The following is a 25,863-nucleotide window of genomic DNA, read 5'->3' as shown; positions in this document are numbered from 1 at the left end:
GGTTGAAAGCACCGGTCTTGAAAACCGGCATACGTTAATAGCGTATCTAGGGTTCAAATCCCTATCTCTCCGCCACTATTAAGAAGCCTCGCTAGAAATAGCGAGGCTTTTTTCATTTCCGCACATCTTTATTACTCTATCTGTGCTTGCCAAAAATCAATTCCATATGCGATCTACTTTTCGACAAAGTAATATTGGTATCGGTCTTGGTTGTGACGTTTTGATTTTTGCTAAGAAGTGCAGTTGCCTCTAAAGCTGTTCATCCTCATCACTGCATGCTGTCCCGATAAGGTTGTTGGAGATGCTTTGTTAAGGTGTTGAACCATCTATTGCCTTATCGTTCTCTTAAAGCACTACCATTGCTTCTCTAGCCCCTTTTACTGGATAGACCGAACAAATAAGCATACTCAAATAGCCACTGTTTCACTGATGTATCTTTTTGTTTTGCTCAGTCTAGCGATGCGTGTGCTCTATTGCCTAAATCTAGCTACGTCTTAAAACCATACATCAACAGGCTAAAGTTACGTATTCCTGCATCTTTTAAAATTGTTTTGGATTCTGCTGGAATGACAGGATCAGAGTAGTCAAAAGAGAAGAGTGAAAGTGAAACGATAGTGAGTTGCTAGGAAGTTGGAAATTACTTGGGAACCAATGAATTTGATAAACATATTGATGTAAGGACTAAAGGGTTAATAGCAGGCAATAAAAAAGCCGACAGGTAAGCTGTCGGCTTGGTTAGGTCATCTTAAGTTAGTCATTCTGTACGAGCGTGAGAGCTTTACGAGAGACTTCGTGAGCAGCTTTGGTTAGATTTTGCTTCTCTAGTGTGTCTGCTAGGAATGCATAGTCAGAGACGTCAGAGCGAAGCTTTAAGGCGATCTCAAAGTGATCCTGGGCTTCTTGCCACTTCTCTTGACGGAAATAGAAGTGCGCTAATGCGCTATGGGCAGCGGCGTTATCCGGTTCTTTCTTCACTACTCCCTCTAAGAAGACCACGACAGGGTGGGTATCTGGCAGATTTAGATCTGGCAGTAGTTGATAAAGCTCTGGGGCTGGTTGTTTTTTTAATGCTTCTTTTAGCACGGTAAAGGCTTCTGCATCAGCTTTTCGTGTGATGAGTTCTCGAGCAAAACAGGCAACGAGGTGTGTGTCTTGTTTCACTTTACGTGAGAGGCTATTCCAATGGGAGATTAGCCCTTCGCTACCCTGTTGCTGCGCTACTTCATGGAGTAAGCCGCACTGCGCCTTTTGAATCAGCTCTGCATGTTCTTCGTCCGAGATGAGTTTTGCTTTGGTTAGTTGTGGCAAGAGGTCAATAAGAGGTTGCCACAACTTTAGCTGCATGTACGTTGTTTTCAGCAAGTTCAATACAATAGAGTTACTCGCATACTGACTTTTTAACGATTGCAAGGTATCGAAAGCGGACTCGAACTCGTTGTCGCGGATAAATTGTTTCGCTCGAGTCAGCTCTACTGCGAGATGGGCGTTCTCTTGTTGGCTCGCTAGCTCTAGATAGTGATCTCGTTTTGCTTTATCACCTTGACCTTGTGCGGCTTCAGAGGCAACTAAGTAGCAAAGCAGCGGCATATCGTGATGATTTGCCCAGCGAGTTACTTTTTTCTCAGCACCTTTCCAGTCACCTTCTAGAAGTTTAATAATGCCTTCATTGGTGTATCGGCGGGAATGGCGCATTTTGCGAACACTGAAGTAGTTCCATGTTGTAGAACTAGCATAAACTAACTTCTTAATCAGGTACTCAAGCAGAAAAAGACCTGCGAGTGCTGCGATAACGAAAACCACTAATGTCGTTACGCTCATCTCGATCGTTTTCTCGGCAATGGAGATGAGTACATAGCCTTGCTGACCAGAAAACTGGGTGCCAACAAATAGTCCTGCGCCTAGTACAACAAATAGGAAAATAAGACGAAACATTACTTATCCTCCATGCCTGTCATCGTTGTGACTTCACGACGTAGGCGTTCACGGATGACATCTGATAGTTGAGACTGACTTTGCAGTTTTGTTGGGTATTCCACTTGAATATTTTGCTGACTTAGCAGGTTAACCGTTTTGTTGAACTCTTTAACGGAATTATCGTCTTGGTTGAAGAAAGCTAATGCCCATTTGTCGGCTGTTTTTAGAGATGTGGTGTAAATTTCACCTTGTTCTTGGTACACCGCTTTTATTGCCGTTTCCAATTTGGCTTTGATGTTTTCTTTCAGGTAAAAGTGTTGCTCAGGAGAAAGCAGTGGAATGACGTTACCATCGCGCGTGCGGAAGGTAATGAAGTTTTCTGAAAAGTCCTTCAAAGAGGTCATTAAGTTATCTTGCCAGTTTGCGATATCTTCAGACACTTCAGTGTTTTCTACGGCTTCAGCTTCAGGTAGCAGTGCATTGGCGAGAGGGAGCTTGTCTACTTGCTGTTGCAGGGCAGTTAAGCGTAGTACCAATCCATCACGGTCAATTAGCGGGATAGTGCGAAGTTTGGTGATATCGTTTGCCATTGCTTTACGTAGTTTGACGAGACTAGGGTCATTCAGCGCTGCAATGCGTTGGTCTGCACTTTCCATCAGTTGAGTCGCGCTTTCTACATCGTGCTCTAAGAACAATTTACGGCCGGCTAATTTGACGAGGTAATCGGCTTCCGCCAATAGCCAGTCGTTTGGTCGACGACCTTTCACATCGGCAACGGCGAGCTGTAAGCTTTCAATGCTCTTCTGTTGCTGTCCAAGTACCACTTCCGCTTTGTGTGTCACGGTTGTTGCTTTCTCGATGGTTTCTTCTTGTACCCGGCTGAGCTCTTGCTTCATGGAAGCTTGAGTGCTTTCTAGCTGACTTTTTAGTTGGGCGATCTGCGCTTGGTAATCGGCTTGCTGTTGATGCAGCTTGTACGCGAGGCCACCGCCAAAAATAATCGATAAGATGATAGCGACCGTGCCTAGTTTGACACCGCGTTTACCTTGTTTTTCTTCAAACTCGACTTTGGTTGGCTCTGCTGTTTTTGGGGGCTCGGCCGCTTGTGGTTGCTCTTTTTTAAGGTCCGCATCCTGCTGCGATGTGGTTTTTTCGACTAGCGGTGCCGATGAGGTTTCTTCGGAAAGGTTTTTATCGTTATTTTTTTGGTCGTTATTTTTACTTGTCATGCCTATATCCTGTGTAGCTAGGGCTGGAGAGCCGCCAGTAATTCTTGGTTGGATGCGCTTCCCGTGCATCTCACGCGAGTGAACCCCCTTTGAATTGCGATGTCAGCGATACGCTGACTGGGGATATACAACTCTTGTTGATTAAGCCAAGTCAATTGCTCCGACGTCAATTGGCTGCACAAATAATCCAGTTGTTCACCACTGGTGACAATAATCTGGTTAATTTGTAGGTTTTTCCATAGTGAGATACAGCTTACTGGATCGAATGGGATGAATTCTCTCTTGTAAGTCTCACTATAGTGAACTTTTGCGCCACGCCTCACCAATGCATCTTTGATCAGCTCTCTTCCGCCGTTACCACGAAGGATAAGAACTTGTTGTTGTGCCACATTGTTGAGCTCTGGCAGTCGCAATAAGTGTTCACTATCACTGACTTGGGGATAGTGTACTTTCTGTTGGGTACATTTGCTTAAATAGTGTGCTGTTTTTTGACCAACGGCAAGGTAAATAGCTTGTTTCGGCCATGACATCCCGTTGCTGGCTAAGATTTGCTGTGCACATTGCACTGCATGTCGACTAACAGCGATAACAATTTGAGCTTGATGTAGATGTTTAGAGAGGTGCGTGTCCGTGAGATCGGCGACAATGTCGATCAGAGGATGGTGATATGCGGAAATGCCGTGCCTTTCGAGCAGAGAGCAAAGCGCGTTGCCTTGCTCTCCCGGCCGAGTGACCAACACTGCCATGGTTATTCGTGATCTGCGTACAGCTTAGTTAGGATTTCACGAGCGCCGTTATCTAGCAGCTCATTGGCTAGCTGCACTCCTAATGCTTCGCCATCTTTACGATGGCCACGAATTTCACCACGCACAATTTCGCTGCCATCTGGTTCGCCAACTAATGCGCGTAGCCAAATGTTGTCGCCGTCTAGCAGGGCATAGCTGCCGATAGGTACCTGACAGCCGCCTTCTAGCGTAAGGTTCATTGCGCGCTCACACAAAACGCGGTCTACGGTGTCTTGGTGGTTAAGTGGCTCAAGCAGCTTAAGCAGTCTTTCATCGTCAAGGCGGCACTCAATACCGACAGCACCTTGGCCTACCGCTGGTAGTGATTGCTCTGGTTCGATAAAGCTACGAATGCGCTCTTCAAGCTTCAATCGTTTGAGGCCAGCCGCAGCAAGAATGATTGCATCATACTCACCCGCATCTAACTTACCAAGGCGAGTGCCCACATTACCGCGAAGCTCTTTGATGATGATGTCCGGACGATATTCTTTCAGTTGGCATTGACGGCGCAAACTGCAAGTACCAACCACGGCACCTTGAGGGAGCTCATCAATGTGGCTATAGGTATTAGAGACGAAGGCATCACGAGGATCTTCACGCTCACAAATGGTCACGAGGCCAAGGCCTTCTGGGAAATCGACGGGTACGTCTTTCATTGAGTGAACGGCGAGGTCTGCACGTCCTTCTAGCATCGCGATTTCAAGCTCTTTTACGAACAAGCCTTTGCCGCCAACTTTTGCTAGTGGTGTATCTAGAATCACGTCACCTTTGGTCACCATGGTTACTAACTCGACTTCCAAGCCAGGGTGAGCGGCTTGAAGGGCGTCTTTAACAAAGTAAGCTTGCCATAAAGCAAGAGGGCTTTTTCGAGTTGCAATGCGAATCGGTGTGGATTGTGTCATGATCTTCTCAATGCTGTTTGGATTTGGGTTTATCCTACCATTCTCATCAAGAAATGCTTACTGTTAGTTCGTTATCTCTGAAGGCTATGAATGGAATTACATGACGTTATGAAAATAGTGTGACTGGATTCTCAATTAGACTAAGGACTATTATTAGTAATAGGTAATAAGAGCGACACTACCGCGCGATTAATTTTGTGACTAAAGTATGGTTTTGTATCCAGAGTGATACGCGGGCGTGAAGCTTTACCCGCACCAATAAAAGTGTTAAATTGATCACGTTTTTAAGCCATTTTGGTTTAAAACGTCAGCAGATTTTCGTGATTGTTCAACCAAGGAATTCCCCTTGCAGGCTTACACCCAAAAAATCATCCAGCGACTAGATAATTTGAATCAGCAGCGAGTTGATCGCGCGCTGGCGCTTATGGATTCGCAAAGCCAGCAAGTCTTCCATTTGATTCCTGCCTTGTTGAACTACAACCATCCTGTAATTCCTGGCTATTATGATGCCGATGTCCCGTTTGGTGTGCATGGGCTTGAACTAAATAGCATTCAGCAACAATTCATAGATGATATTCAACTTGCCATTGGTCAGCCGCTCAAGACGGTAGAAAAGCCCGCTATATTGGGTTTGTACACCATGGGCAGTACCTCCTCGATTGGTCAAAGTACTTCCAGTGATTTGGATATTTGGGTGTGTATCTCACCAGAGATGGATTGTGACGAACGCGAGTTATTGACCAATAAATGCTTACTCATCACGGATTGGGCACAAAGCAAAGGCGTGGAAGCGAACTTTTTCTTAATGGATAAAGAGCGCTTTAGAAGCAATCATTCTGAGGAGATGACAGGTGATAACTGTGGTTCATCTCAGCACTTACTTTTGCTCGATGAATTCTATCGTAGTGCGGTGCGTATTGCCGGACAGCGTTTGTTATGGCAAATCGTGCCGCCAGAAATGGAAGAGTGTTACGACGAGTACGTTTCTCAACTTTGCAGTGATGGTTACATCGACTGTAGTGAATGGATCGACTTTGGTAAATTGAACTGCATTCCTGCTGAAGAATACTTCGGATCGAACTTGTGGCAGTTATACAAAAGCATCGACTCTCCCTACAAATCGGTATTAAAAGCCATCTTGCTAGAAGCTTACTCGTGGGAATACCCGCATACTCAATTGTTAAGCATCGACACTAAACGTCGTTTCTTTGCCCATGAGCCTGATCTCTATGGCATGGATGCGTACTACTTAATGTTGGAAAAAGTAACCCGTTACTTAGAGCGAATTCAAGACGATACACGTTTGGATTTAGTGCGTCGCTGTTTCTATCTCAAAACCCATGAAAAATTATCTCGTGAGCCGAATGTTGGCTCAGTAGCTTGGCGCCGTGAAGCGCTGAGCGATATGATTGCAAAATGGAATTGGGATGCCAGTGTCGTTGCAGAGCTCGATGACCGCCGTAATTGGAAGGTTGAACAAGTAAAGGTGGTACATCATGCATTGCTGGATGCGTTGATGCAAAGCTACCGTAACTTGATTCAATTTGCGCGTCGTAACGACATCACTTCTGCTATCAGTCCGCAAGACATCAGTATTTTGGCCCGTAAACTTTACGCAGCTTTTGAAGTATTGCCGGGCAAAGTAACGTTACTAAACCCACAGATTTCACCTGATCTGCACGAGCCTGACTTGAGCTTTATCGAAGTGAAAAAAGGGGGAGTGAACAAGTCTGGTTGGTACCTCTATAAACAACCACTTATTGCGCACCGCATTTTGGGGCAACCATATCTAGAGCATCATGAATACTTGAGTAAGTTGGTTGCTTGGGCATTCTTCAATGGCTTGATTACTGAATCGACTCGTTTACATGCCGTGGTACGTGAAGCGCAGCTAGATATTGATAAGTTTTACCAAATGGTGAGTGACTTACGAAATACTTTTGCGTTGCGTAAGCGTCGTCCATCTATGCAGGCGCTAGCGAGTCCTTGTGAAATAAGCCAGCTTGCGATGTTCATCAACTTTGAAAATGATCCGACGTCTGAACTTTCTGGTCGTTCGTTGAAAGTGGATGTTAAGAACACCGATATTTTTAGCTTTGGTCCAGAACATAAAAATTTAGTCGGCAGTGTTGACCTTGTTTACCGTAATTCTTGGCATGAAGTGCGTACGCTGCATTTCAAAGGGGAAACGGCGATGCTGGATGCACTGAAAACCATTTTGGGCAAAATGCACCAAGATGCGTTGCCACCAGAATCAGTGGATGTGTTCTGCTATGCGAAGAACATGCGTGGTGTGATGCGTAATATGGTTTACCAGCTTTTAGCTGAATGTATCGACTTACGCTTGAAACCAGTAGAGCAAGAGAAACGTCGCCGCTTTAAAGCGATGCGTCTTGGTAACCAGACTTATGGGTTGTTCTTTGAACGTCGTGGTGTGTCGGTGCAGAAGCTAGAAAATTCCATCGATTTCTACCGCAGCATTTCCACTAACAAACTCAAAGGCTCGCCGCTGTTAATGCTCGATCGTGAGCAAGAATATCAAATGCCGGAAGCGGTGGATGGGTTTGCCAGTGAAGGTCTGGTGCAGTTCTTCTTTGAAGATAACGAAGATGGCTTCAATATTTATGTGTTGGATGAGTCAAATCAAGTAGAAGTGTATCACCAATTTAGTGGCTCCAAAGATGAAATGATTTCGTCTGTAAACAGTTTCTACACGTCGGTAAAAGACGATAGTCGCGTCGCGTCGAAGTTTATTAATTTTAACCTGCCTCAGTACTATCAAATTATTCACCCTGAAGAGGGGAATGCGTATATCATTCCTTACCGTAATGACGGTTGTTCACCGAGTCGCCCGACCAAAACTGTGAACGCGTAATTAAACCCGTATCAATAAACAAAAAGAGCACTTCGGTGCTCTTTTTGTTTTGGTGACGATTGACCAGAATTATGCCCAATCAATGGCTTCGCCTGCGTGCTTTTCACACTCTTTCTTCACCATTTCAAATAGCTCCATACCCGTTTTTGAGCAGGTCCATTTACCTTCAATAAGCTTGAAGTGGAAACCACCAGATTTGGACGCTAGCCAGATCTCATGCATCGGCTCTTGGCGATTAATGATGATTTGGCTGCGGTCTTCAAATTCCAATGTCATTACGTTGCCAGTGACTTCGTAATCAATGTCTGCGCCTGAATCATCGATGGATTCTTCGATGATTTGCATCTGCGCATCCACCAGTTGATGAAATTCAGTATCGTTCATCCGTCTATCCTATTGCTTTTCCTGAGTGTGGTGCGATTATAGGGGGCATTGATTCAATAATCACGATATGCGAAATGAAAAAATTAGTTACTGTGTTGTTTGTGATGGTTGCCGCGACCTTAGCGGGGTGTGGTCAGTCTGGCTCACTATACATTCCAGATGACACTCAACAGAATGAGCAATCACAATAAATAACCGCACCTTAGGGTGAAATTAGGGTTCAGCAGTCGAATAAAATAAGGGAAGCGAATTTTGGATTACTTCAACTATCAGGATGATGGCCAGCTTTGGGCCGAAGACGTCCCACTTCAAGCTCTTGCAGAGCAATATGGCACTCCTCTTTATGTATATTCTCGAGCCACGCTAGAGCGCCATTGGAAGGCGTTTGATAGTGCTGTGGGTCAGCATCCTCACCTGGTTTGCTACGCGGTGAAAGCCAACTCAAACTTAGGCGTATTGAACACGCTAGCGCGTTTGGGATCGGGTTTTGACATCGTGTCGGGTGGTGAACTTGAGCGTGTGATTGCCGCAGGCGGTGATCCGAAAAAAGTCGTTTTCTCTGGTGTTGGTAAAACATCGGCAGAGATGAAGCGCGCTCTTGAGCTAGGTATCAAATGTTTCAACGTTGAATCTGAGCCAGAGCTAGAACGTTTGAACAAGGTTGCGGGTGAGCTTGGTGTGATTGCACCAATTTCTCTGCGTATCAATCCAGATGTCGACGCGAAAACACACCCTTACATTTCGACTGGTCTTCGCGACAATAAATTCGGCATTGCGTTTGATCGTGCGCCAGATGTTTATAAATTCGCGCAAAGCCTGCCGAACTTGAATGTGCAAGGCATCGACTGCCACATTGGTTCTCAGCTGACCAATATAGACCCATTTATCGACGCGACAGACCGTTTATTAGCTCTGATTGATGATTTAAAAGCACAAGGCATTAACATTCGTCACCTTGATGTCGGCGGCGGTTTGGGTGTGGTCTATCGTGATGAATTACCACCTCAGCCTTCTGATTACGCCAAAGCGTTACTAGGCCGTCTTGAAAATCACCAAGACTTGGAGCTGATCTTTGAGCCAGGCCGTGCAATTGCTGCGAACGCAGGTATCTTGCTAACGCGTGTTGAGTTTTTAAAACATACTGAGCATAAAAACTTTGCGATTATCGACGCTGCAATGAACGACTTGATGCGTCCTGCGCTATACCAAGCATGGCAAGATATTGTGCCAGTTTCACCGCGAAAGGGTGAAGCTCAGACTTACGACTTGGTTGGTCCTATTTGTGAAACCGGCGACTTCTTGGGTAAAGATCGCGCACTCGTTTTGCAAGAAGGTGATCTACTCGCGGTTCGTTCAGCAGGTGCCTATGGTTTTGTGATGTCTTCGAACTACAATACTCGTACCCGAGCGGCAGAAGTGATGGTGGACGGTAAACAAAGCCACTTAGTTCGCCAGCGTGAGGAGCTGACCAGTTTGTGGCAGCTGGAACAGATTCTACCGGAGTAACACACAACAAATGCATTTCCACTTTTCCAAAATGCACGGTTTGGGCAACGACTTCATGGTCGTCGACTGTATTACCCAGAACGTGTTTTTCTCGCAAGACCTGATCCGCCGCTTGGCGGATCGTCATACTGGCGTTGGTTTTGACCAATTGCTTGTGGTAGAGGCCCCTTACGACCCTGAAACCGACTTCCATTATCGGATTTTTAATGCCGATGGTAGTGAAGTTGAACAGTGTGGTAACGGTGCACGCTGTTTTGCCCGCTTTGTTCGCTTGAAGGGGCTGACCAATAAATACAGCATCAGCGTGAGCACCAAGAAAGGAAAGATGATTCTCAACATCGAAGATGATGGGGAAGTGACGGTCAACATGGGCGTGCCAGAGTTTGAACCGAACAAAATTCCTTTCAAAGCGAAGCAAAAAGAGAAAACTTACATCATGCGAGCAGGCGACAATACCTTGTTTTGTGGTGCTGTGAGCATGGGTAACCCGCACGTAGTGACCGTGGTCGACGATGTGGATACGGCAGAAGTGGAAACTCTCGGTCCGCTGCTTGAGTCGCATGAGCGTTTCCCAGAGCGCGTCAACGCTGGCTTTATGCAGGTGATGAGTCGTGACCATATTCGTCTTCGAGTTTACGAGCGAGGCGCAGGAGAGACACAAGCTTGTGGTAGTGGTGCATGCGCGGCAGTCGCGGTTGGGATTCTGCAGGGCTTGTTGGATGAAAACGTTAAGGTTTCTCTACCTGGTGGTGAATTGCGAATTGCATGGCAAGGTCCTGGCAAGCCGTTGTTTATGACCGGTCCTACAACGCATGTATTTGATGGTCAATTATCTTGCTAGTTGAAGAAAAAGGAAACGGTTTGTCTCAAGTAGAAGCAGATGCCTTAACGGCTGAAGTAGTGGCCGAGTACCTCAAAGATCATCCAGACTTTTTTGTGCAACGTCCGGAGCTTGTGGATCGTTTATCTTTCCCACACTCAGACTTAGGCGCGGTATCTTTGGTACACATCCAAATGAATCGCCAACGTCAGCGCATTGAAGAGTTAGAGGAAGAGATCACTGCACTAATGTCGCTTGCGGCGAACAATGATCGCACCTTTTACGAATTTATGGATTTGCAGGGGCAGATTCTAAAGTGTGGTGACTTTAAACAAGTCATTCATTCTATCGAAGAGAAAGCCAAAGCACTGGGCTTACGTGCGTTTGTTCGATTGTTTAGTCAATGCGACGCATCGATTCAATTGAGTAAGGAAAGTTATCAACGCTTTGCGACCACTCACCTAAATGGCAAAGATGCGTACTTAGGGCGTCTTCGCAAAGTGGATCGTGAAGCTTTGTTTGGCAACATGGAAGTGCCGGAAATGGGTTCCTATGTGGTACTGCCGCTCGTGAAACAGCAAACACTGGGCGTGCTTGCTTTTTCTAGTGAAGATGGCGGCCATTTTCAGCCAGATATGGATACCTTGTTTTTGCGTCACCTATCATTAGTAGTGGCACATCTCGCTCAAACACTGGTATGGCAAAGTTACGATGACGACAACTCCCAACACTCCTCTGCCAAATAGTCTGCAAAAGCCTCTTGAGCGCTTCTATGAATTCTTACGAAGCGAAAAGGGGCTTAGCCTACATACTCAGCGCAATTACAAACAGCAGCTAGAAACTATGGCGCAGCACTTAGCTGAAATGGGGCTCAAAGATTGGTCTCAAGTGGATGCTGGTTGGGTGCGCCAATTAGCAGGTAAGGGCATGCGAGAAGGCATGAAAGCCAGCAGTTTGGCAACGCGACTCTCATCGCTGCGTAGCTTTTTCGATTTCCTTATTCTGCGTGGCGAGATGTCGGCTAACCCAGCCAAAGGGGTTTCAGCACCTCGCAAAAAACGCCCGTTGCCCAAAAACCTCGATGTTGACGAAGTGAGCCAATTACTTGAAGTCAACGAGGACGACCCGTTGGCTGTGCGCGATCGCGCCATGATGGAGCTGATGTATGGCGCCGGCTTACGTTTGGCTGAACTGGTGGGTGTGGATGTACGTGACGTACAACTGCGTGGTGGTGAGCTTCGTGTTATTGGTAAAGGCGATAAAGAACGTAAAGTGCCGTTCTCTGGGATGGCAACCGAGTGGGTCGGGAAGTGGTTACGCGTTCGTGGTGATTTAGCCGCTCCAGGTGAGCCCGCCTTGTTTGTATCTAAGCTCGGAACGCGTATTTCGCATCGTAGCGTGCAAAAGCGCATGGCTGAATGGGGGCAGAAACAGTCTGTCGCAAGCCATATTAGTCCGCATAAATTGCGTCACTCATTTGCGACACATATGCTCGAATCAAGCAATAACTTACGTGCGGTGCAGGAGCTTTTAGGGCACGAGAACATTTCGACGACCCAAATCTACACGCACTTGGATTTCCAACATTTGGCGCAAGCTTACGACCAAGCCCACCCACGCGCACGCAAAAAGAACGGGGAGTGAGCCGAAGTATGAAATTTTATCGCCGTATCGAGCCTATTAAGGCAATGACCTTTGACCTAGATGATACCCTCTATGACAACTATCCTGTGATCGTTCGCATGGAGCGTGAGTTGCTATCTTGGCTCAAGCACCATCATCCAGCGGTTGCTCATATGAACAAAGCGGATTGGTTTGCTCTCAAACAGCGAGTTGTGCAGCAACAACCCGAGCTGAAGAGCGATGTCACTTTATGGCGTTTAGTGCAACTTCAGCAAGCTTTCTCCCAAGTAGGCTACGACGAAGACGCAGCACATGCCGCCGCGAAAGCCGCAGTAGACGTTGCATTGGACTGGCGTAATCGTTTTGAAGTGCCGCAGCAAAGCCTCGATGTACTGGAGGAACTCGCGCAGCGCATCCCGTTGGTGGCAATCACCAACGGTAATGTGAATTTAGACCGCATCGGTCTTACGCCTTATTTCCAACAGGTACTTAAAGCAGGACCAGATGGATTAGCGAAACCCGCAACCGATATGTTTACTAAAGCGAAGCGATTCTTGGATATTCCTGCGGAGAATATTCTGCATGTCGGTGATCACCTAACCACGGATGTGCATGGTGCAAAGTTGGCTGGTTTTGCAGCCTGTTGGTTTAATGATATGAATAAAAATGTCATTAACCATTCAAAAACACGTACTTTACCTGATATTGAAATCAATAGTTTGCAGCCGTTACTCACACTTTTTTAATTGCTTTCGCATTAATCCATTCTAATCTCATTTTGTGTCTAGAAAAGCAGCGCAAAGCCACGTAAATTATTCTCTATTAAATAAAAATAGTAACGCCACACGTCGTGGTGAAGATAGTGTTACGGCAGTGGTAGGTCCATGCGAGCTTTTTCAAAACTGGTTCACGATGTCAGTCAACTGAATGACTTTTTAGTCACTTTTCCGACTTCCTCAGATAAACAATATTTAGTACAAATATTGTCGACGCAATCGCGCGAAATTACGACCACACTTGCAGACGCCGTTTTGTCGTCGCTGCCGAATGCTCATGTTATGGGGCATAGTACGCGTAATGTGATTCTGGAAGGGGAGATATTTACCTCTGGTTGCCTAGTGAGTGTGATTGAATTTGAGCAAACCACGCTGACTTCTGCGGTACAAACATACTCTTACTCCCCTGACATTGATGGCGGGGAGCTCAAGCGCTCTCTTCTAATGCAGCATAATTCACAGGTGATCCTCAGCTTTGCTGTGCAAATTGAACGACGTGACTATCCCTTGTTTCAAACCTTCGCCAGTGAAGAAGTAGTGATTTCTGGAGGGTTGGCGCAGAGTATTGACGATGGCTGCTGGGTGCTATATCAAAACCGAGTTTACGATAACGCTGTGGTTGCCGTAGCTTTGCACAGTGATACTTTGAAGCTATGGACTGATGCGTATTCGGAGTGGAACCCGATTGGCATGCCACACAAAGTCACTCATGCAAAAGGAACGCGCTTGTATTGTTTAGGTGAGAAGAAAGCGCTGGACGTATACAAGCGTTACTTGGCGGATGGCCATGACGTGACGCTGAGTCAACTGCTCAGCTTTCCTTTATATCGAGAAAGCTTAGGGCGAAAGGAAGTTTGTACGGTAACGGAGCTACACGCTGATGGCAGTATGAGCTTCGACAGGCCCTGGTGTCTTGGTGACGAAGTGCAATTTTGCTATAACCATCCCTCGTTAACGCTCGAGCAAGTGCGGCATGGTGTGGTTGAGTTAGCCATGCACCAACCTGAAGTCGTGATGATTTTTAACTGCGCGTCACGGTTAGACTTTATTGACAGCAGCGACGAAGTCCAAGCCTTCAAAGATATTGCGACGACGTTTGGTAGTTACTGTATGGGGGAACTGCATGGTGGTATTGGTCAGCCCGAAATTCTTCATCACAGCCTGACGTATTTAGCGATGCGAGAAGGAGACGAAGTGCAAACATTGAACTTGCCTAAGTCGCCCGTTAGCTCCTCTATTTCACCGTTGTTTAGCTTGATTCGAAATGCGATCGGCGATCTCAACCATATGAACGCGCATATGGGATATCAACTCGATCGCCAAACGCGCAAGTTACAAGAAAGCTATCGACGCGACAGTCGTACGGGGTTACAAAACCGGGTCGCATTGCAAGAGCGGCTGAGTAACATCGATTTGGATGAGCATTTGTTGACTCTAAAGCTACTTAACTTTAGTCATATCAACGAAAAATACGGCTACCGAGTGGGAGATCAATTACTCAAAGATCTCTCAATGCACTTTACGAATCGACTACGAAAGCGTTTCGGCATGCCAACGGCTTTGCAGCTTTATAGTATTGGGGTTGGTGAGTGGGCGTTCATATTTAAAGCTGACCAAAGCAGCGAAACCATCAAACAGCACTTTACGCGTTTTGCTGATGCGGTAGAACAAACTAATTTTGAGCCAATTGGCCTACGTGAAATAGATTATCTTTCTATCTCGCTATGCGGCGGCTTAGTGAGTCGTCGAGATTTTCCATCCGCTTCAGTGGATGAGCTCTTACTCAAAGGCATCGAAGCGAGACGCTCTGGTGTACGCAGTAATACCCATATCTGTAATGCGAAAGATATTGAAGTCAGTGAGGATGTGCGTAAAGAGCAACTTGGATGGCTAAGTTGCGTCAGTAGAGCCATTCTCAAACAGAATATCATCACTTATAGCCAACCTATTGTGCATGCGGGTAGCCACAAATTGGCAAGCCAAGAATGTTTGGTTCGTATTCTGGAAGCCGATGGAACGGTGATTGCGCCAGGGCGTTTTCTGCCAATTATCTCTGATACGCATCTTTACACTCGACTAAGTCGGCACATGATTCATTCTACGTTGCATTATATGCGAGATAAGCAAGGTGACTTTTCTATAAACTTATCGCCGCAAGATTTGCTCAGTGATAAAACTTTAATGCTTTTAGAGCATGAAATTAGCCAGCTAAATGACCCAAGGCGAATTGGTTTAGAAGTGCTGGAATCTGAGCAGATCAAAGACTACGGCCGAATGATAGAAGTGTGCAGTCATTTTAGAAGCTTAGGGGCGCGTATCATTGTTGATGACTTTGGGTCCGGCTATTCGAATATCGATGAAATCCTGAAGTTGGAGCCAGAAGTCATAAAGCTCGATGGCAGCTTGATTCGTGATATTGATAAAGACTTAAAACAGCGCAAGATCGCTTCCCAGTTGGTGCGTTTGTGCCAGGTGTTTAACGCGGAGACGGTGGCGGAGTTTGTCCACAATCAGGAGGTGTGTACCATTGCACAAGACATGGGGGTGGATTATTTGCAGGGTTACTATCTTGGCGAGCCGACTCGACTGTTTTAATGATGTTTCACGTGAAACTTCTTGTCGTAAAAAACGCAGCGTAGGCTGCGTTTTTTGTTTGGTTCTTCTACTGAGCTTAATGGTTAACGCTTAAGAGCGTGTCCACTCTTTTCAGCTTGGAACAGAGCGAGGTAATGGGCAAAAAAGCGCTGCATTTGTTGTTGGTTGTTTTGTTCTCCAAGTTGCCCGAGCAAATGTGCAGCGACTTCAAACGTACACAAATTACCTTGTTGTTGGTTGCGTCGCAGCTGATATTGTGAGTCCGCCGACGCAGACAATCCCATAGTAGGGATACCTTCTAACCAACGGCTCTTATTGATCATCTTGCGCGCCTCTTGCCAGGTGGCATCTAAAATAATAAACAGCGGAGTTTTGGTTTGTTGCTGGCTTTGGAGTACCACATGTTCGAGTGTGATACTTTCTTCACAGGGGAAGAGCAACACCGGATACCGCGATGGATCAGCTAATAGAGTGAGCAATTCTGCTGGTGGCTGTTTACGATCCCAGATTACTCGCTCAATGCTGAGTTGGCACTGCTCTAGTAGCTGGCCGGTATTAGTATCACGCTTCAGTTCATTCGGATGCATTAACAGCAGGATGTTGTGCTCACTGTTAAGTTTCGGCATTAGCGAGCACATACAATTGAATTGAAAACCGCAGGTTGGACACGGTTGAGACATTAAAGACGAACTCCTTCTCGCACCGGGCTTATCCCATCAGAGAACAGACGCACGCCACTGACTTGGTTCGGCGTTGCCGTTGGCGCCATGCTTGGGTTGAGTGGGTAGCTAACCCCAGTGTATTGCATCACGTGTTGAGCCGCTTTAGCTCCGCCACCGCTGACATTAAAAATCAGATCTCGCCAACCATGAGAGGTTTGTTGGCCGAGCATAATCGGGCTTTGCACTAGTGTAATGCGGCTATTAAATCGCCATTCCTTTTCGTGATGTTCAAATATCAGCAATGTACAGCCTCCGGAACCACACCAATCCAACTGTACCAATAGCTCTTCGTTACCATCGCTGTTGAGGTCGTAAGTTAGCCAACGGTATTGGTTATTGTTGGGGTTGGTTTGATGGATAAAGAAGTAGTTGCGCACCGCGGCATCTACTTTTGAATCAAACTCTGCACTAGAAGGGACGTCAGCACTACCGATGGGGTTGTTGGTGCGTTTTTCGGCTGGTTGCATGATGCCTTCATCACGAACGGTGGCAGGATAAAGGACTAAACCACCATCGGCGATTGGGTATACCAAGTTACCGACTTTTTCTTTGGTCGCTTTGAGCTGATTGCCTTCTCGAGTAAACAGTCGCTCTGACATTAGCCTTTGCTGTTGATGATGCGTCATGACAACTTGAACCTGAGACGGACTTAACTGTTGCCAGTAACCACGCTCGATTAATGGTGCTTGTCCATTGGCGTAACGGTATTTTGTTGTGGCGCTATGGTCTGGGTTTAAGGTCATTTGTACTTCAAAACCTTGTGATTGAGTTGAGGTCGCGACATAGGTATTAGCCCAGCCAAGCGTTGCATCGACGTTTGCAGCCATACCACAACCTTGATACGTCTCGCCATCATGTTTTAGTGTTGCTTTCCAGCCATACAAAGAATCGCTCATTGTGTCTGAGCAGAGGTTTTCTGTTAAGCGAAGCTCACCATCTTGTAGTTGATAAGTGCGCTGGCGAGGTTGAAGCTGACTGCTTTTAATCGCTAATTTTGTGGTTTGTTTGCCGATTTGCTGGAATGTTAGTCCATTAGCCTCAAAGCTTGCCGACCAAGAAGGCTCATTACCAAACACGCGAGTTGGTTTGTTTGGTTGCTGACAACGGTTTGGATTTTCCGTTGTGAGGAAGTTCACTTGTTCCACGACAAAGTTAGCATCGAAATCAGCAGAAAACCCATCGATGCCCGGTGGGTTGAGGTGGCCGATAACCTCGCCATACATAGTCTGGTAAGGCTCGTTATTTAACTGAATTGCTCGTTGCATTTGTTGTGGTGATAGTTGCAACCAATATTGCTTGTCGCTGCCGCAAGGCATGATGTATTGGCTCTCGTGACCGACGATCACTTTTCCGCGCAGCATAAAAGTTTGAGGTTGAATGGTTTCAGGCTTATCTAAGGTTGCTGGTGGAGAGGTTAGGTCAGCGGCACCAGATTGTGGCGACTGTGAACTACATGCTTGCAGAACCAGCAGGGTGGTAAGCGCCACTGGGTTTTTCAAAGCCTTCATGTTATATCTTCCTCATTATTGTTACTCAATCGGCATCGGATGGCATTATGGCATATTGGTTATTTAAAACTGAACCAGATACCTTTTCTATTGACACGCTTCGAACCCAAAAGGTTTCATGTTGGGAGGGAGTTCGTAATTATCAGGCGCGCAATATGATGCGTGACCAAGTGAAGGTGGGCGATTTAGTCCTGATTTACCACTCTTCTTGTAAACATGTTGGCGTGGCAGGTATTGCTAAAGTTGTGAGAGAAGCCTATCCCGATCATTTCCAATTCGATCCCGAAAGCGATTATTACGATCCAAAGTCAGACCCAGACAACCCGCGTTGGATTATGGTGGATGTCGAGTTTGTACGTAAAACGGCGCGAGTGATTCCGTTGTCGGTGATGAAAGCGATGCCAGAACTTGAGAACATGCCGTTGGTGAAACGTGGAAATCGCTTGTCGATTATGCCCGTGACAGAAGAAGAATGGGACGCGATTCTTGGCAAAGAGAAGCTGCCAAGTCAGCGATAAAAGAGAAGGGCTGCGAATGTGCAGCCCTTCATTATTTGGAGTATTGAAGCTTACAGCAAGTGTTCTTGTAGGTAGTGTGCAACCGCATCTTCTGCATTGCTGCCAATTACTTCATTATTTGGTAGAGCTTTCATCACTTTTTCGTGTGATGTACCCATAACTAGCCCTTTACCTGCCATCGACAGCATTTCTACGTCATTCATGCCATCACCAAATGCTACGCAGTTTTCTAACGTGAGGTCGAGTTTTTTCGCTACCGCTTCAAGAGCATGACCTTTAGACACGCCAGCGCTCATTACTTCCAAACACCAAGGCGTTGAAAATGCGATGTTCAGCTGATCACCAAACTGCTCACGTAGTTTGTTTTCAAATACAACCAAACGTTCGTGGTCTTCTCCTGGATGAGTAAAGAAAACTTTCGCAATACCGTCAGTTGGGGCGTGGTCTTCATCAAATAAGACGTAAGTGAATTCATCGTGGAAGTCACGTAACGTTTCATCATCCTTGTTCATCAACCAGCTATCATTTTGATACATGTGAATAAGTATTTCTTGATCATGTTTGATCGTGTCGATCACGCCTTGTACCAGTTCCGCAGGGACATTCTCGCTGTACATTAGCTGATCTTCCTGGTCATGCACTCGGGCACCATTCGACGTGATCATATAAGCTGGAATGCCAACTTGGCGACGGATGCTCGCAACGTCTACGTGGTGACGGCCGGTTGCAAAGACAAAGGTATAACCCTTTTCATGCAGCGCTTTTAGCGTCTCTTTTGAGTAAGCACTGAGCTGATGGTTTGGTGCGAGTAACGTGCCATCCAGATCAGAGGCAACGATTTTGGTGATCTCTTTGCAAGGTAGCGATGTGCTCATGAAGTCCTCGTAAACGGTTTGGATAGTGTGGAACAGGTGAATTGCAAACGGAGTACAGCAGACTGACTAGATCGTACTGCTCCGAATGCGGGGGAACTTGGGCCCGTAGCACTATGCGGTTAAACACAGTGTCAAAGTAGCCAAGTTCAAGCAGTGTACGCCAAAATGAGGATGAAAAAGAGGGTAAATCGATGTGTAGACATTTCCTCTTTAATCTTAGTCGTGAAATGGTCGCCTAGAGTTCTTATTGTGCTTGTTCGTTTGATGACGATTTAGGGTCATTCATAAAGCGGAAAATCGCATCGAGCGCTTGATTACGATACTTGTCGGTCTCGAATAAGATTTCATGCTGTGCGCCTTCGATGGAAAGCAGCTCCGCGTGCGGGTTGGTTTTCCGCAATTTATCAATAAAACGCTTTTGCGCGAGGTTGCTAACAATCCGATCGTTTCCGGCTTGGATTAGGATTACTGGTATTTTGACTTGGCGAGTTAATAAAAAGCACTGCTTAGCGGCCATGAGCCCTTGCCAAACCCAGCGAGTGCTTGGCCCACCGACTTGCAGTTCCGGTTTTTCCGTATATAGGTTTCGGAACCATTGGTAGCGGCCGTAACTTTGGCTAAGTGGGTTATCTTCAAAGGGCTTAGGGAAGTAGGCCTGATGTCCTGGTGCATAGCGTGGCAAAGTCGATACCGCTGACATAATTTGTGTGACCGGAATCGCTATTGGTGATAGGTACCATGGCAGGTTAATGCCAAACATGGGCGCACTTAGAATCAAACCAGTAAAAGGGTGTTCTGGGTGAGTTTGCAGGTAACGTGTGGCGATCGCGCCGCCCATAGAGTGCGCGATGATGAAGCATTGTTGATATTCGCTAAGGTCGTGTTTTTTTACGACGATGTCCATATCATCAATATAATCAGTAAAGTCATAGACGTGACCCATATCTGAGTCAGATAATAAACGATCTGATAAACCTTGACCGCGGTGGTCAAAGGAATAGACATCGAAACCTTGGCGGTAGAGATCGTAAAACAGCTCTTGGTATTTCCAGGAAGACTCAATGCGTCCATTTACGATGAGCACGGCTTTTTTATGCTCTGGGTTGGTTAGCTTGCACCAGTAAATGTTCTTTTTCTCAGTCCCTTTAACAAAGCCCTCTTGGCGAGTTTGCCAAAGTGCTGCGATCGGACCACCAATTGCTTGCTCAAATAATGTCTCTTGAGTATAAGTCAAAGGTGAATGGTTAGTCGCCATTAGTTGATTACCTGAAGATACGTTGTTTACGCGATGTATCATCGAAGAATTAGTGAGGAAATGCAATGGATACCCATGTCTGGTTAGCTTATGTAGTAACAGCAATCGTTTTTAGTTTGGCTCCGGGCTCTGGCACGGTGAACTCAATCAGTAATGGTTTGAGTTACGGTACCCGTAAATCACTGGGTGCCATTATTGGCTTACAAATTGGTTTAGTTATCCACATCGCGCTGGTGGGGGCGGGTATTGGTGCGCTTGTCGCGCAGTCAGCAACCGCATTTTCTGTCATTAAATGGGTTGGTGCCGCTTATCTGGTTTGGCTGGGGGTTCAGAAATGGCGCGACACATCAAGCTTAGTCGCAGCTGAAAACCACAACGAGATGTCAGGCACGGCGCTGTTGTACAAGGCAGTGTTGATTAACCTCACCAACCCTAAATCGATTGTTTTTCTGGTGGCGTTGTTCCCGCAGTTTATTGACCCGGCAAAAGACCAAATCACGCAACTGTTGGTGCTTGGCGTCACTACGGTCGTGATTGATGCGTGTGTAATGTTGGGTTACACGATCTTGGCAGCACAAATGGGACGCTTTATTCGCTCCGATAAAATCATGGGAAAAATAAACAAAGTATTCGGTTCAATGTTCATGGGTTGTGGTGCATTATTAGCAGCTGCAAAGTCATAAGCCATTTATAGGTCCTTCTTTAGCATGAATACAACGTATGTCGCTCGCCAGCCGATCTTTAACCGAAAAAGACAGACGCTGGGTTATGAATTGTTGTTTCGAGACGGGGAGAGTAACGCATACCCTTCACATATTGATTCAAATCGAGCGACATACCGACTGATCGTCGAAAACTTCCTATCACTGGGTACTAACCCAGTGATTGCCTCTTCAAGATGCTTTATTAACTTTCCTCATCAAAGCTTGGTGCGACGTTTGCCGCGCAGTTTGCCGAAAAACAAAATTGTCATCGAAGTGTTGGAAACGTGCCAACCTACGGATGAGCTTCTTGATGCGATTCGTGAGTTTTATCGAGAAGGTTACTTGATCGCTTTGGATGACTTCACCCTAACACCAGAATGGCGTCGTTTTTTGCCATATGTGCATATTGTGAAGCTCGACATTATGGCGATGGGGCTCGAAAAGGCCTGTGAACTGGTCAAAACACACCTGGCCAAACGCGTCAAATACCACTTTTTAGCAGAACGTGTTGAAACCGCAGAAGAGTTTGAGCAAGCGAAAGCGGCTGGCTTTAAATTTTTCCAAGGTTATTTTTTTAGCAAGCCACTCGTCTCGCAGACTAAATACGTCAGTCCTGAGCAAGTGTTGGCATTGCAACTGTTTCGTGAAGTTTGTGCTCCTGAGCCTGACTTTACTCGTATCGAGTCCATCATTACGCAAGATGTCGCGTTGTCATATAAATTATTGCGTTTTGTAAATACGCAAGCGCCGAATTTGGCTGTCGAAATCAGCTCTTTTCGTCAGGCATTGATTTATCTTGGCCAGGATAACCTTAAGCAGTTTGTCTCTTTGGTTGTGGCATCGTATATCTCCAGTAACAAGCCTCGAGAGCTGTATCACCTTTCATTGCAACGAGCTCAATTTTGCCAATTGATGTCGCGCTATCAGCCATTCTCTCACCTCAACGAGCAAGGTTTCATGGTTGGTTTGCTGTCGATTCTAGATGCGCTGCTGGATCTTTCGGTGGAATCTTTAGTTAGGCAGTTACCGCTTAGTCATTCAGTACAACAAGCGCTATTACATCGCAAAGGGGTTTATGGTGCACTTATTTCCCTCGAAGAGTGCTACGAGCGTGCCGATTGGTCAGGGGTTGAAAAAATCACGATGCAATTGGGGTTGCCTTTAGAGGAAGTGAAGCTCTCCTTAGGTGAAGCGGCTCGCTGGAGTCAAAGCATCGCGACTGCATAATTTCTTGTCTTATCTTTTATCTCTTTGAATCTCTCTCTTTACAATCAAGCTGTTCGTTAGATGTGAAACTTTTATGACGATGGACGGTTTCCTCTTGACGATATATCTTAATTAAATAAACATATACGCATATCCATATATAGGTATGTTTATTATGCTTCCACATCAGTTTTTTAAGCTGTTATCCGATGAAACACGCGTACGTTGTTTAATGCTCGTGGCCCGTGAAGGTGAAACTTGCGTTGGTGATTTGGCGTTTGCTCTACAAGAGAGCCAGCCGAAAGTTTCTCGTCATCTTGCTCATTTACGATCCAGTGGCATCTTGGTGGATAAACGCCAAGGACAATGGGTGTATTACGAGTTATCACAGCAATTACCAGGTTGGATGCGAAAGTTAATTGAAGACTTAGTGGCATCAAACTGTTTGAAGCAGGAATACCAAGACGACATCACACGCTTACACGATAAAAGTCGTGAGGCTTGCTGTTAACAGCGAATAGAGATTCAAGGTAGAAGATTAGAGGGTAAAACTATGACAATTAAAGTAGGAATTAATGGCTTTGGCCGAATTGGTCGCTTAGCGCTGCGAGCGGCATTTGATTGGCCAGAATTGGAGTTTGTGTTAATCAACGATGTCGCAGGTGACGCCGCTACGCTTGGTCACTTATTAGAATTCGATTCAGTGCAAGGTCGTTGGCATCATGGAGTTCAGGTCGAAGGCAGTGAGCTCGTCATCAACGGCAAGCGTGTCGCCACGACTCAACAACGCGATATCGATGCGGTGAACTGGTCTGATTGTGATGTTGTGATTGAAGCGACAGGCGTACATCGCAAAACATCATTCCTAAACAAATACCTAGAGCAAGGCGTGAAACGTGTCGTGGTAAGCGCACCTGTGAAAGAAGAAGGTATTGCGAACATTGTGGTGGGCGTGAACGACCATATTTTCGACCCTGAAAAACATCGTATCGTGACAGCAGCTTCGTGTACGACTAACTGTATCGCACCTGTGGTTAAAGTCATTCATGAGAAATTGGGTATCGAACAATCTTCTTTTACGACCATTCACGACCTGACGAATACGCAAACTATTTTGGATGCGCCACACAAAGATCTACGCCGTGCAAGAGCATGCGGCATGAGCCTTATCCCGACCACGACGGGTAGCGCGAAGGCGATTGTCGAAATTTTCCCAGAATTAAAAGACAAAATTAATGGTCATGCGGTTCGCGTACCTCTAGCAAACGCATCGTTAACAGACATCATTTTTGATGTGAAGCGTGATACCACAGCAGAAGAAGTGAATGCACTGTTAAAAGAAGCATCTGAAGGTGATTTGAAAGGCATCCTTGGCTTCGAAGAGCGTCCTTTAGTTTCTATCGATTATAAAGGCGACCAACGTTCAACCATCGTTGATGCGCAATCAACCATGGTTGTGGGTTCTCGTATGGTTAAGATTTACGCTTGGTACGATAACGAAATGGGTTATGCAACGCGCACAGCAGAGCTGGTTCGTAACGTTGGTTTGGCTTAAAAAGGGGGTCACAATGTCTCATCCTACATGGCAATTAGATTTGGACTCCGGTGCTTTAATCTTAACACCGTGCCCAGGAACGAAAGGTGTCGATTTGCATGCGTCGTTAGAACAGTTGAAAGAGCAGGGTGTTCAAGCGGTCGTTACTGCATTAGATGATAGTGAATTAGCTGCGAAGAATGTCTCTGCATTGGGTGAAGCCACTCAGCAACTGGGTATGAAATGGTTCCAGATCGAGATTGAAGACGACTGCGCACCAAATGAAGAATTTGCGACGAAGTGGCAACAAGCCAGTCCGGAACTGCACGCGATTCTTGCTCAAGGTGGCAAAGTTGCGATGCATTGTATGGGTGGTTCGGGGCGCACAGGTTTGTTCGCTGCTCACCTACTCCTAGAAAAGGAATGGCAGTTAGAAGATATCGTGCGAGAAGTGCAGGCATTGCGCCCTGGTGCATTTACAAAACCTGTGCAAGTTGAGTACATCGAACGCGTGGCTCAAGACGCTTGATCAGCTTAAATAGCTTTTGGTTCATTATGATCCAAAAGCTAAATTCGAGCTTCTTCAGGATACGACTGTTTACAAAAAATGCCACTAACATTAACTAATGTATTGTTTTTAAAGTGAATTTTTCTTTTTATTGATGTTGGGGCATTTTTTGAAAATCACAGCAACATTGTATTGGTCAATGTTGCTGTACAGGTTAGGAAGTATTTAGAACATGATGATCTAAATACTTCTATCGCTGTACATATGAGGTCAATATGATTTCTCAATTAAGCAAAAGTATTCGTCAGTACATGTTAGTGACGTTTAACTATTGGAACTTTACGGTGACCGATGGCGCACTGCGTATGCTGGTGGTGCTCTATTTTCATGACTTAGGTTATTCCACGTTAGCTATTGCCTCACTGTTCCTTTTCTATGAATTTTTTGGTGTGGTGACAAACCTAGTTGGTGGTTGGCTGGGCGCAAGGTTAGGCCTTAATAAAACCATGAACATTGGTTTAGCGATGCAAGTGTTTGCGTTGTTGATGCTCGCAGTACCAAATGCATGGCTGACCATTCCTTGGGTGATGGCAGCGCAAGCTCTGTCGGGGATTGCCAAAGATCTGAACAAAATGAGTGCTAAGAGCGCGATTAAAACGCTAGTACCAGACGAGCAGCAAGGGGCGCTCTACAAATGGGTAGCGATTTTGACTGGCTCGAAGAATGCACTCAAAGGAGCGGGCTTTTTTGTTGGTGGCTTGCTGCTGTCTTGGGTGGGTTTTCAAAACTCGATGTTTATTATGGCGGGTGTACTTACATTAGTGTTTATTTGCAGCATGATCTGGCTAGAAGCGGACATGGGTAAAGCAAAGAGTAAACCTAAGTTTCGCCAAATATTCTCCAAGTCTGAATCGATAAACATTTTATCCGCAGCTCGCATGTTCTTGTTTGGGGCGCGTGATGTGTGGTTTGTGGTCGCTCTGCCTATTTATCTTGGTAGCGTGTTTGGCTGGGATCACTTGTGGGTTGGTAGCTTTCTCGCAGCGTGGGTTATTGCTTATGGGTTTGTGCAAGGCTTTGCGCCGCGTATTACTGGCAAAGCGCAAGGTCGTGTGCCTGATGGTAGTGCAGCATTGGTGTGGGCAGGAATCCTAGCGTTAATTACGGCTGGTATTGCTTATGGTGTGCAAATCGGTTGGCAGCCTGAATTGGTGATTGTGGTAGGTTTGATGATTTTTGGCGCTGTGTTTGCCATTAACTCTTCGCTGCACTCGTACTTGATAGTGAGCTACGCTAAAGGCGATGGCGTCTCGTTGGATGTCGGTTTTTACTACATGGCCAATGCGATGGGACGTTTGATTGGCACGGTATTATCGGGTTGGATCTACCAAGAGGCTGGTCTTGCGGCGTGCTTATGGGTTTCTTTTGCTTTCTTGGCACTGACGACGCTGATTTCAATTAAGTTGCCAAAAGCTGATGTTGCTACTGCGTAACTATCCCCAGTATCGCTATCTGTAGATGGTATAAATGGCTCCAAATCGGAGCCATTTTTGTTTTCAGCCCTAAACCACCTACTTCAGTAGGTGGTTATCATCCGTTTCGGCTTTGCCTGTAAAACTACTCA

The 25,863-nt window shown here is 46.0% G+C and carries 24 protein-coding genes; 15 read left to right on the top strand and 9 right to left on the bottom strand.

Translation table 11 applies throughout. The annotated features are described in order from the left end of the window. Nucleotides 1-750 precede the first annotated feature (750 nt). From R7R24_RS23820 to hemC, 4 genes are read right to left on the bottom strand one after another with little or no spacing between them, the layout of a single operon-like run. Complete coding sequence (locus R7R24_RS23820) at nucleotides 751-1,932, bottom strand: heme biosynthesis protein HemY (RefSeq protein WP_005383375.1); 1,182 nt, start codon at nucleotides 1,930-1,932, stop codon at nucleotides 751-753. Continuing rightward, on the bottom strand, nucleotides 1,932-3,143 hold the full coding sequence (locus R7R24_RS23815; protein WP_005378751.1) for a uroporphyrinogen-III C-methyltransferase: 1,212 nt from the start codon (nucleotides 3,141-3,143) through the stop codon (nucleotides 1,932-1,934). Before R7R24_RS23815 ends, R7R24_RS23820 begins: the two co-directional genes overlap by 1 nt. A gap of 17 nt (nucleotides 3,144-3,160) precedes the next feature. After that, nucleotides 3,161-3,889 carry a uroporphyrinogen-III synthase gene (locus R7R24_RS23810; RefSeq protein WP_005383386.1) on the bottom strand — a complete coding sequence of 243 codons (729 nt, stop codon included), beginning with the start codon at nucleotides 3,887-3,889 and terminating at the stop codon, nucleotides 3,161-3,163. 2 nt (nucleotides 3,890-3,891) lie between these two features. Further along, on the bottom strand, nucleotides 3,892-4,830 hold the full coding sequence (gene hemC, locus R7R24_RS23805; protein WP_005383388.1) for a hydroxymethylbilane synthase: 939 nt from the start codon (nucleotides 4,828-4,830) through the stop codon (nucleotides 3,892-3,894). Between the two features lie 346 nt (nucleotides 4,831-5,176). Between hemC and R7R24_RS23800 the strand changes: the two genes are divergently transcribed. Next, on the top strand, nucleotides 5,177-7,705 hold the full coding sequence (locus tag R7R24_RS23800; protein WP_053350817.1) for a class I adenylate cyclase: 2,529 nt from the start codon (nucleotides 5,177-5,179) through the stop codon (nucleotides 7,703-7,705). A 69-nt stretch (nucleotides 7,706-7,774) separates the two neighbouring features. On the opposite strand, the gene cyaY is transcribed toward R7R24_RS23800, so the two are convergent. Then, a complete protein-coding gene (gene cyaY, locus R7R24_RS23795; RefSeq protein WP_005378747.1) occupies nucleotides 7,775-8,089 on the bottom strand; it encodes an iron donor protein CyaY in 315 nt (104 codons plus the stop codon). A 74-nt stretch (nucleotides 8,090-8,163) separates the two neighbouring features. Between cyaY and lptM the strand changes: the two genes are divergently transcribed. The 7 genes from lptM to R7R24_RS23760 all read left to right on the top strand — a co-directional run bounded on the left by lptM (nucleotide 8,164) and on the right by R7R24_RS23760 (nucleotide 15,409). Continuing rightward, entirely contained in the window at nucleotides 8,164-8,280 is a 117-nt protein-coding gene (gene lptM / locus R7R24_RS31000; RefSeq protein WP_005378746.1) for an LPS translocon maturation chaperone LptM, read from the top strand. Between the two features lie 61 nt (nucleotides 8,281-8,341). Beyond that, nucleotides 8,342-9,595, top strand: coding sequence for a diaminopimelate decarboxylase (gene lysA, locus R7R24_RS23785; protein WP_033907276.1), 1,254 nt, complete (start codon nucleotides 8,342-8,344; stop codon nucleotides 9,593-9,595). Nucleotides 9,596-9,605: 10 nt separating this feature from the next. Beyond that, on the top strand, nucleotides 9,606-10,436 hold the full coding sequence (gene dapF / locus R7R24_RS23780; RefSeq protein ID WP_005378744.1) for a diaminopimelate epimerase: 831 nt from the start codon (nucleotides 9,606-9,608) through the stop codon (nucleotides 10,434-10,436). Beyond that, on the top strand, nucleotides 10,430-11,161 hold the full coding sequence (locus tag R7R24_RS23775) for a DUF484 family protein (RefSeq protein ID WP_191116407.1): 732 nt from the start codon (nucleotides 10,430-10,432) through the stop codon (nucleotides 11,159-11,161). The genes dapF and R7R24_RS23775 overlap by 7 nt, the downstream gene beginning before the upstream one ends. Beyond that, a complete protein-coding gene (gene xerC, locus R7R24_RS23770; protein ID WP_054579693.1) occupies nucleotides 11,127-12,059 on the top strand; it encodes a tyrosine recombinase XerC in 933 nt (310 codons plus the stop codon). Before R7R24_RS23775 ends, xerC begins: the two co-directional genes overlap by 35 nt. Nucleotides 12,060-12,067: 8 nt before the next feature. Then, entirely contained in the window at nucleotides 12,068-12,784 is a 717-nt protein-coding gene (gene yigB / locus R7R24_RS23765) for a 5-amino-6-(5-phospho-D-ribitylamino)uracil phosphatase YigB (protein WP_054579694.1), read from the top strand. Between the two features lie 138 nt (nucleotides 12,785-12,922). Beyond that, nucleotides 12,923-15,409, top strand: coding sequence for an EAL domain-containing protein (locus tag R7R24_RS23760; protein ID WP_005383644.1), 2,487 nt, complete (start codon nucleotides 12,923-12,925; stop codon nucleotides 15,407-15,409). An 83-nt stretch (nucleotides 15,410-15,492) separates the two neighbouring features. Here the strand turns inward: R7R24_RS23760 and R7R24_RS23755 are convergent, their stop codons facing one another. Both R7R24_RS23755 and R7R24_RS23750 read right to left on the bottom strand, forming a co-directional pair. Further along, on the bottom strand, nucleotides 15,493-16,089 hold the full coding sequence (locus tag R7R24_RS23755) for a tRNA-uridine aminocarboxypropyltransferase (RefSeq protein ID WP_031780839.1): 597 nt from the start codon (nucleotides 16,087-16,089) through the stop codon (nucleotides 15,493-15,495). Continuing rightward, nucleotides 16,089-17,639 carry a COG3650 family protein gene (locus R7R24_RS23750; protein ID WP_206947101.1) on the bottom strand — a complete coding sequence of 517 codons (1,551 nt, stop codon included), beginning with the start codon at nucleotides 17,637-17,639 and terminating at the stop codon, nucleotides 16,089-16,091. The genes R7R24_RS23755 and R7R24_RS23750 overlap by 1 nt, the downstream gene beginning before the upstream one ends. A 47-nt stretch (nucleotides 17,640-17,686) precedes the next feature. Here R7R24_RS23750 and R7R24_RS23745 point away from each other — a divergent pair, with 47 nt between their 5' ends. Further along, nucleotides 17,687-18,157, top strand: coding sequence for an EVE domain-containing protein (locus tag R7R24_RS23745; RefSeq protein ID WP_005378735.1), 471 nt, complete (start codon nucleotides 17,687-17,689; stop codon nucleotides 18,155-18,157). Between the two features lie 50 nt (nucleotides 18,158-18,207). Here the strand turns inward: R7R24_RS23745 and R7R24_RS23740 are convergent, their stop codons facing one another. After that, entirely contained in the window at nucleotides 18,208-19,032 is an 825-nt protein-coding gene (locus R7R24_RS23740) for a Cof-type HAD-IIB family hydrolase (protein ID WP_054579690.1), read from the bottom strand. Between the two features lie 244 nt (nucleotides 19,033-19,276). Next, a complete protein-coding gene (locus tag R7R24_RS23735) occupies nucleotides 19,277-20,287 on the bottom strand; it encodes an alpha/beta fold hydrolase (protein WP_054579689.1) in 1,011 nt (336 codons plus the stop codon). 65 nt (nucleotides 20,288-20,352) lie between these two features. On the opposite strand from R7R24_RS23735, the gene rhtB reads away from it, so the two are divergent. The 6 genes from rhtB to arsJ all read left to right on the top strand — a co-directional run bounded on the left by rhtB (nucleotide 20,353) and on the right by arsJ (nucleotide 25,732). Further along, complete coding sequence (gene rhtB / locus R7R24_RS23730) at nucleotides 20,353-20,970, top strand: homoserine/homoserine lactone efflux protein (protein ID WP_054579688.1); 618 nt, start codon at nucleotides 20,353-20,355, stop codon at nucleotides 20,968-20,970. A gap of 24 nt (nucleotides 20,971-20,994) precedes the next feature. Continuing rightward, nucleotides 20,995-22,218, top strand: coding sequence for an EAL and HDOD domain-containing protein (locus tag R7R24_RS23725; RefSeq protein WP_005378731.1), 1,224 nt, complete (start codon nucleotides 20,995-20,997; stop codon nucleotides 22,216-22,218). 154 nt (nucleotides 22,219-22,372) lie between these two features. Then, nucleotides 22,373-22,708, top strand: coding sequence for a metalloregulator ArsR/SmtB family transcription factor (locus R7R24_RS23720; RefSeq protein ID WP_054579687.1), 336 nt, complete (start codon nucleotides 22,373-22,375; stop codon nucleotides 22,706-22,708). Nucleotides 22,709-22,750: 42 nt separating this feature from the next. Further along, entirely contained in the window at nucleotides 22,751-23,752 is a 1,002-nt protein-coding gene (locus tag R7R24_RS23715; protein WP_005383630.1) for an ArsJ-associated glyceraldehyde-3-phosphate dehydrogenase, read from the top strand. 13 nt (nucleotides 23,753-23,765) lie between these two features. Further along, nucleotides 23,766-24,260 (top strand): cyclin-dependent kinase inhibitor 3 family protein, encoded by a 495-nt coding sequence (locus tag R7R24_RS23710; RefSeq protein ID WP_005383629.1) that lies wholly within the window; start codon nucleotides 23,766-23,768, stop codon nucleotides 24,258-24,260. 254 nt (nucleotides 24,261-24,514) lie between these two features. Continuing rightward, nucleotides 24,515-25,732, top strand: coding sequence for an organoarsenical effux MFS transporter ArsJ (arsJ, locus tag R7R24_RS23705; RefSeq protein ID WP_054579686.1), 1,218 nt, complete (start codon nucleotides 24,515-24,517; stop codon nucleotides 25,730-25,732). Nucleotides 25,733-25,863: the final 131 nt, after the last annotated feature.

This window comes from Vibrio sp. 704 (assembly GCF_033339295.1).
The sequence above is the reverse complement of the archived record's forward strand: the minus strand, read 5'-3'. Positions and strand labels throughout refer to the sequence as shown.

What these genes read in the sequence shown, in the direction of transcription:
- R7R24_RS23755 (WP_031780839.1), bottom strand. Translation starts at nt 16,089, where the DNA reads ATGTCTCAACCGTGTCCAACCTGCGGTTTTCAATTCAATTGTATGTGC.
- R7R24_RS23760 (WP_005383644.1), top strand. Translation starts at nt 12,923, where the DNA reads ATGCGAGCTTTTTCAAAACTGGTTCACGATGTCAGTCAACTGAATGAC.
- R7R24_RS23720 (WP_054579687.1), top strand. Translation starts at nt 22,373, where the DNA reads ATGCTTCCACATCAGTTTTTTAAGCTGTTATCCGATGAAACACGCGTA.
- R7R24_RS23715 (WP_005383630.1), top strand. Translation starts at nt 22,751, where the DNA reads ATGACAATTAAAGTAGGAATTAATGGCTTTGGCCGAATTGGTCGCTTA.
- lptM (WP_005378746.1), top strand. Translation starts at nt 8,164, where the DNA reads ATGAAAAAATTAGTTACTGTGTTGTTTGTGATGGTTGCCGCGACCTTA.
- R7R24_RS23740 (WP_054579690.1), bottom strand. Translation starts at nt 19,032, where the DNA reads ATGAGCACATCGCTACCTTGCAAAGAGATCACCAAAATCGTTGCCTCT.
- R7R24_RS23745 (WP_005378735.1), top strand. Translation starts at nt 17,687, where the DNA reads ATGGCATATTGGTTATTTAAAACTGAACCAGATACCTTTTCTATTGAC.
- R7R24_RS23810 (WP_005383386.1), bottom strand. Translation starts at nt 3,889, where the DNA reads ATGGCAGTGTTGGTCACTCGGCCGGGAGAGCAAGGCAACGCGCTTTGC.
- R7R24_RS23815 (WP_005378751.1), bottom strand. Translation starts at nt 3,143, where the DNA reads ATGACAAGTAAAAATAACGACCAAAAAAATAACGATAAAAACCTTTCC.
- R7R24_RS23750 (WP_206947101.1), bottom strand. Translation starts at nt 17,639, where the DNA reads ATGAAGGCTTTGAAAAACCCAGTGGCGCTTACCACCCTGCTGGTTCTG.
- R7R24_RS23710 (WP_005383629.1), top strand. Translation starts at nt 23,766, where the DNA reads ATGTCTCATCCTACATGGCAATTAGATTTGGACTCCGGTGCTTTAATC.
- cyaY (WP_005378747.1), bottom strand. Translation starts at nt 8,089, where the DNA reads ATGAACGATACTGAATTTCATCAACTGGTGGATGCGCAGATGCAAATC.
- dapF (WP_005378744.1), top strand. Translation starts at nt 9,606, where the DNA reads ATGCATTTCCACTTTTCCAAAATGCACGGTTTGGGCAACGACTTCATG.
- arsJ (WP_054579686.1), top strand. Translation starts at nt 24,515, where the DNA reads ATGATTTCTCAATTAAGCAAAAGTATTCGTCAGTACATGTTAGTGACG.
- R7R24_RS23735 (WP_054579689.1), bottom strand. Translation starts at nt 20,287, where the DNA reads ATGGCGACTAACCATTCACCTTTGACTTATACTCAAGAGACATTATTT.
- hemC (WP_005383388.1), bottom strand. Translation starts at nt 4,830, where the DNA reads ATGACACAATCCACACCGATTCGCATTGCAACTCGAAAAAGCCCTCTT.
- R7R24_RS23725 (WP_005378731.1), top strand. Translation starts at nt 20,995, where the DNA reads ATGAATACAACGTATGTCGCTCGCCAGCCGATCTTTAACCGAAAAAGA.
- rhtB (WP_054579688.1), top strand. Translation starts at nt 20,353, where the DNA reads ATGGATACCCATGTCTGGTTAGCTTATGTAGTAACAGCAATCGTTTTT.
- R7R24_RS23820 (WP_005383375.1), bottom strand. Translation starts at nt 1,932, where the DNA reads ATGTTTCGTCTTATTTTCCTATTTGTTGTACTAGGCGCAGGACTATTT.
- xerC (WP_054579693.1), top strand. Translation starts at nt 11,127, where the DNA reads ATGACGACAACTCCCAACACTCCTCTGCCAAATAGTCTGCAAAAGCCT.
- yigB (WP_054579694.1), top strand. Translation starts at nt 12,068, where the DNA reads ATGAAATTTTATCGCCGTATCGAGCCTATTAAGGCAATGACCTTTGAC.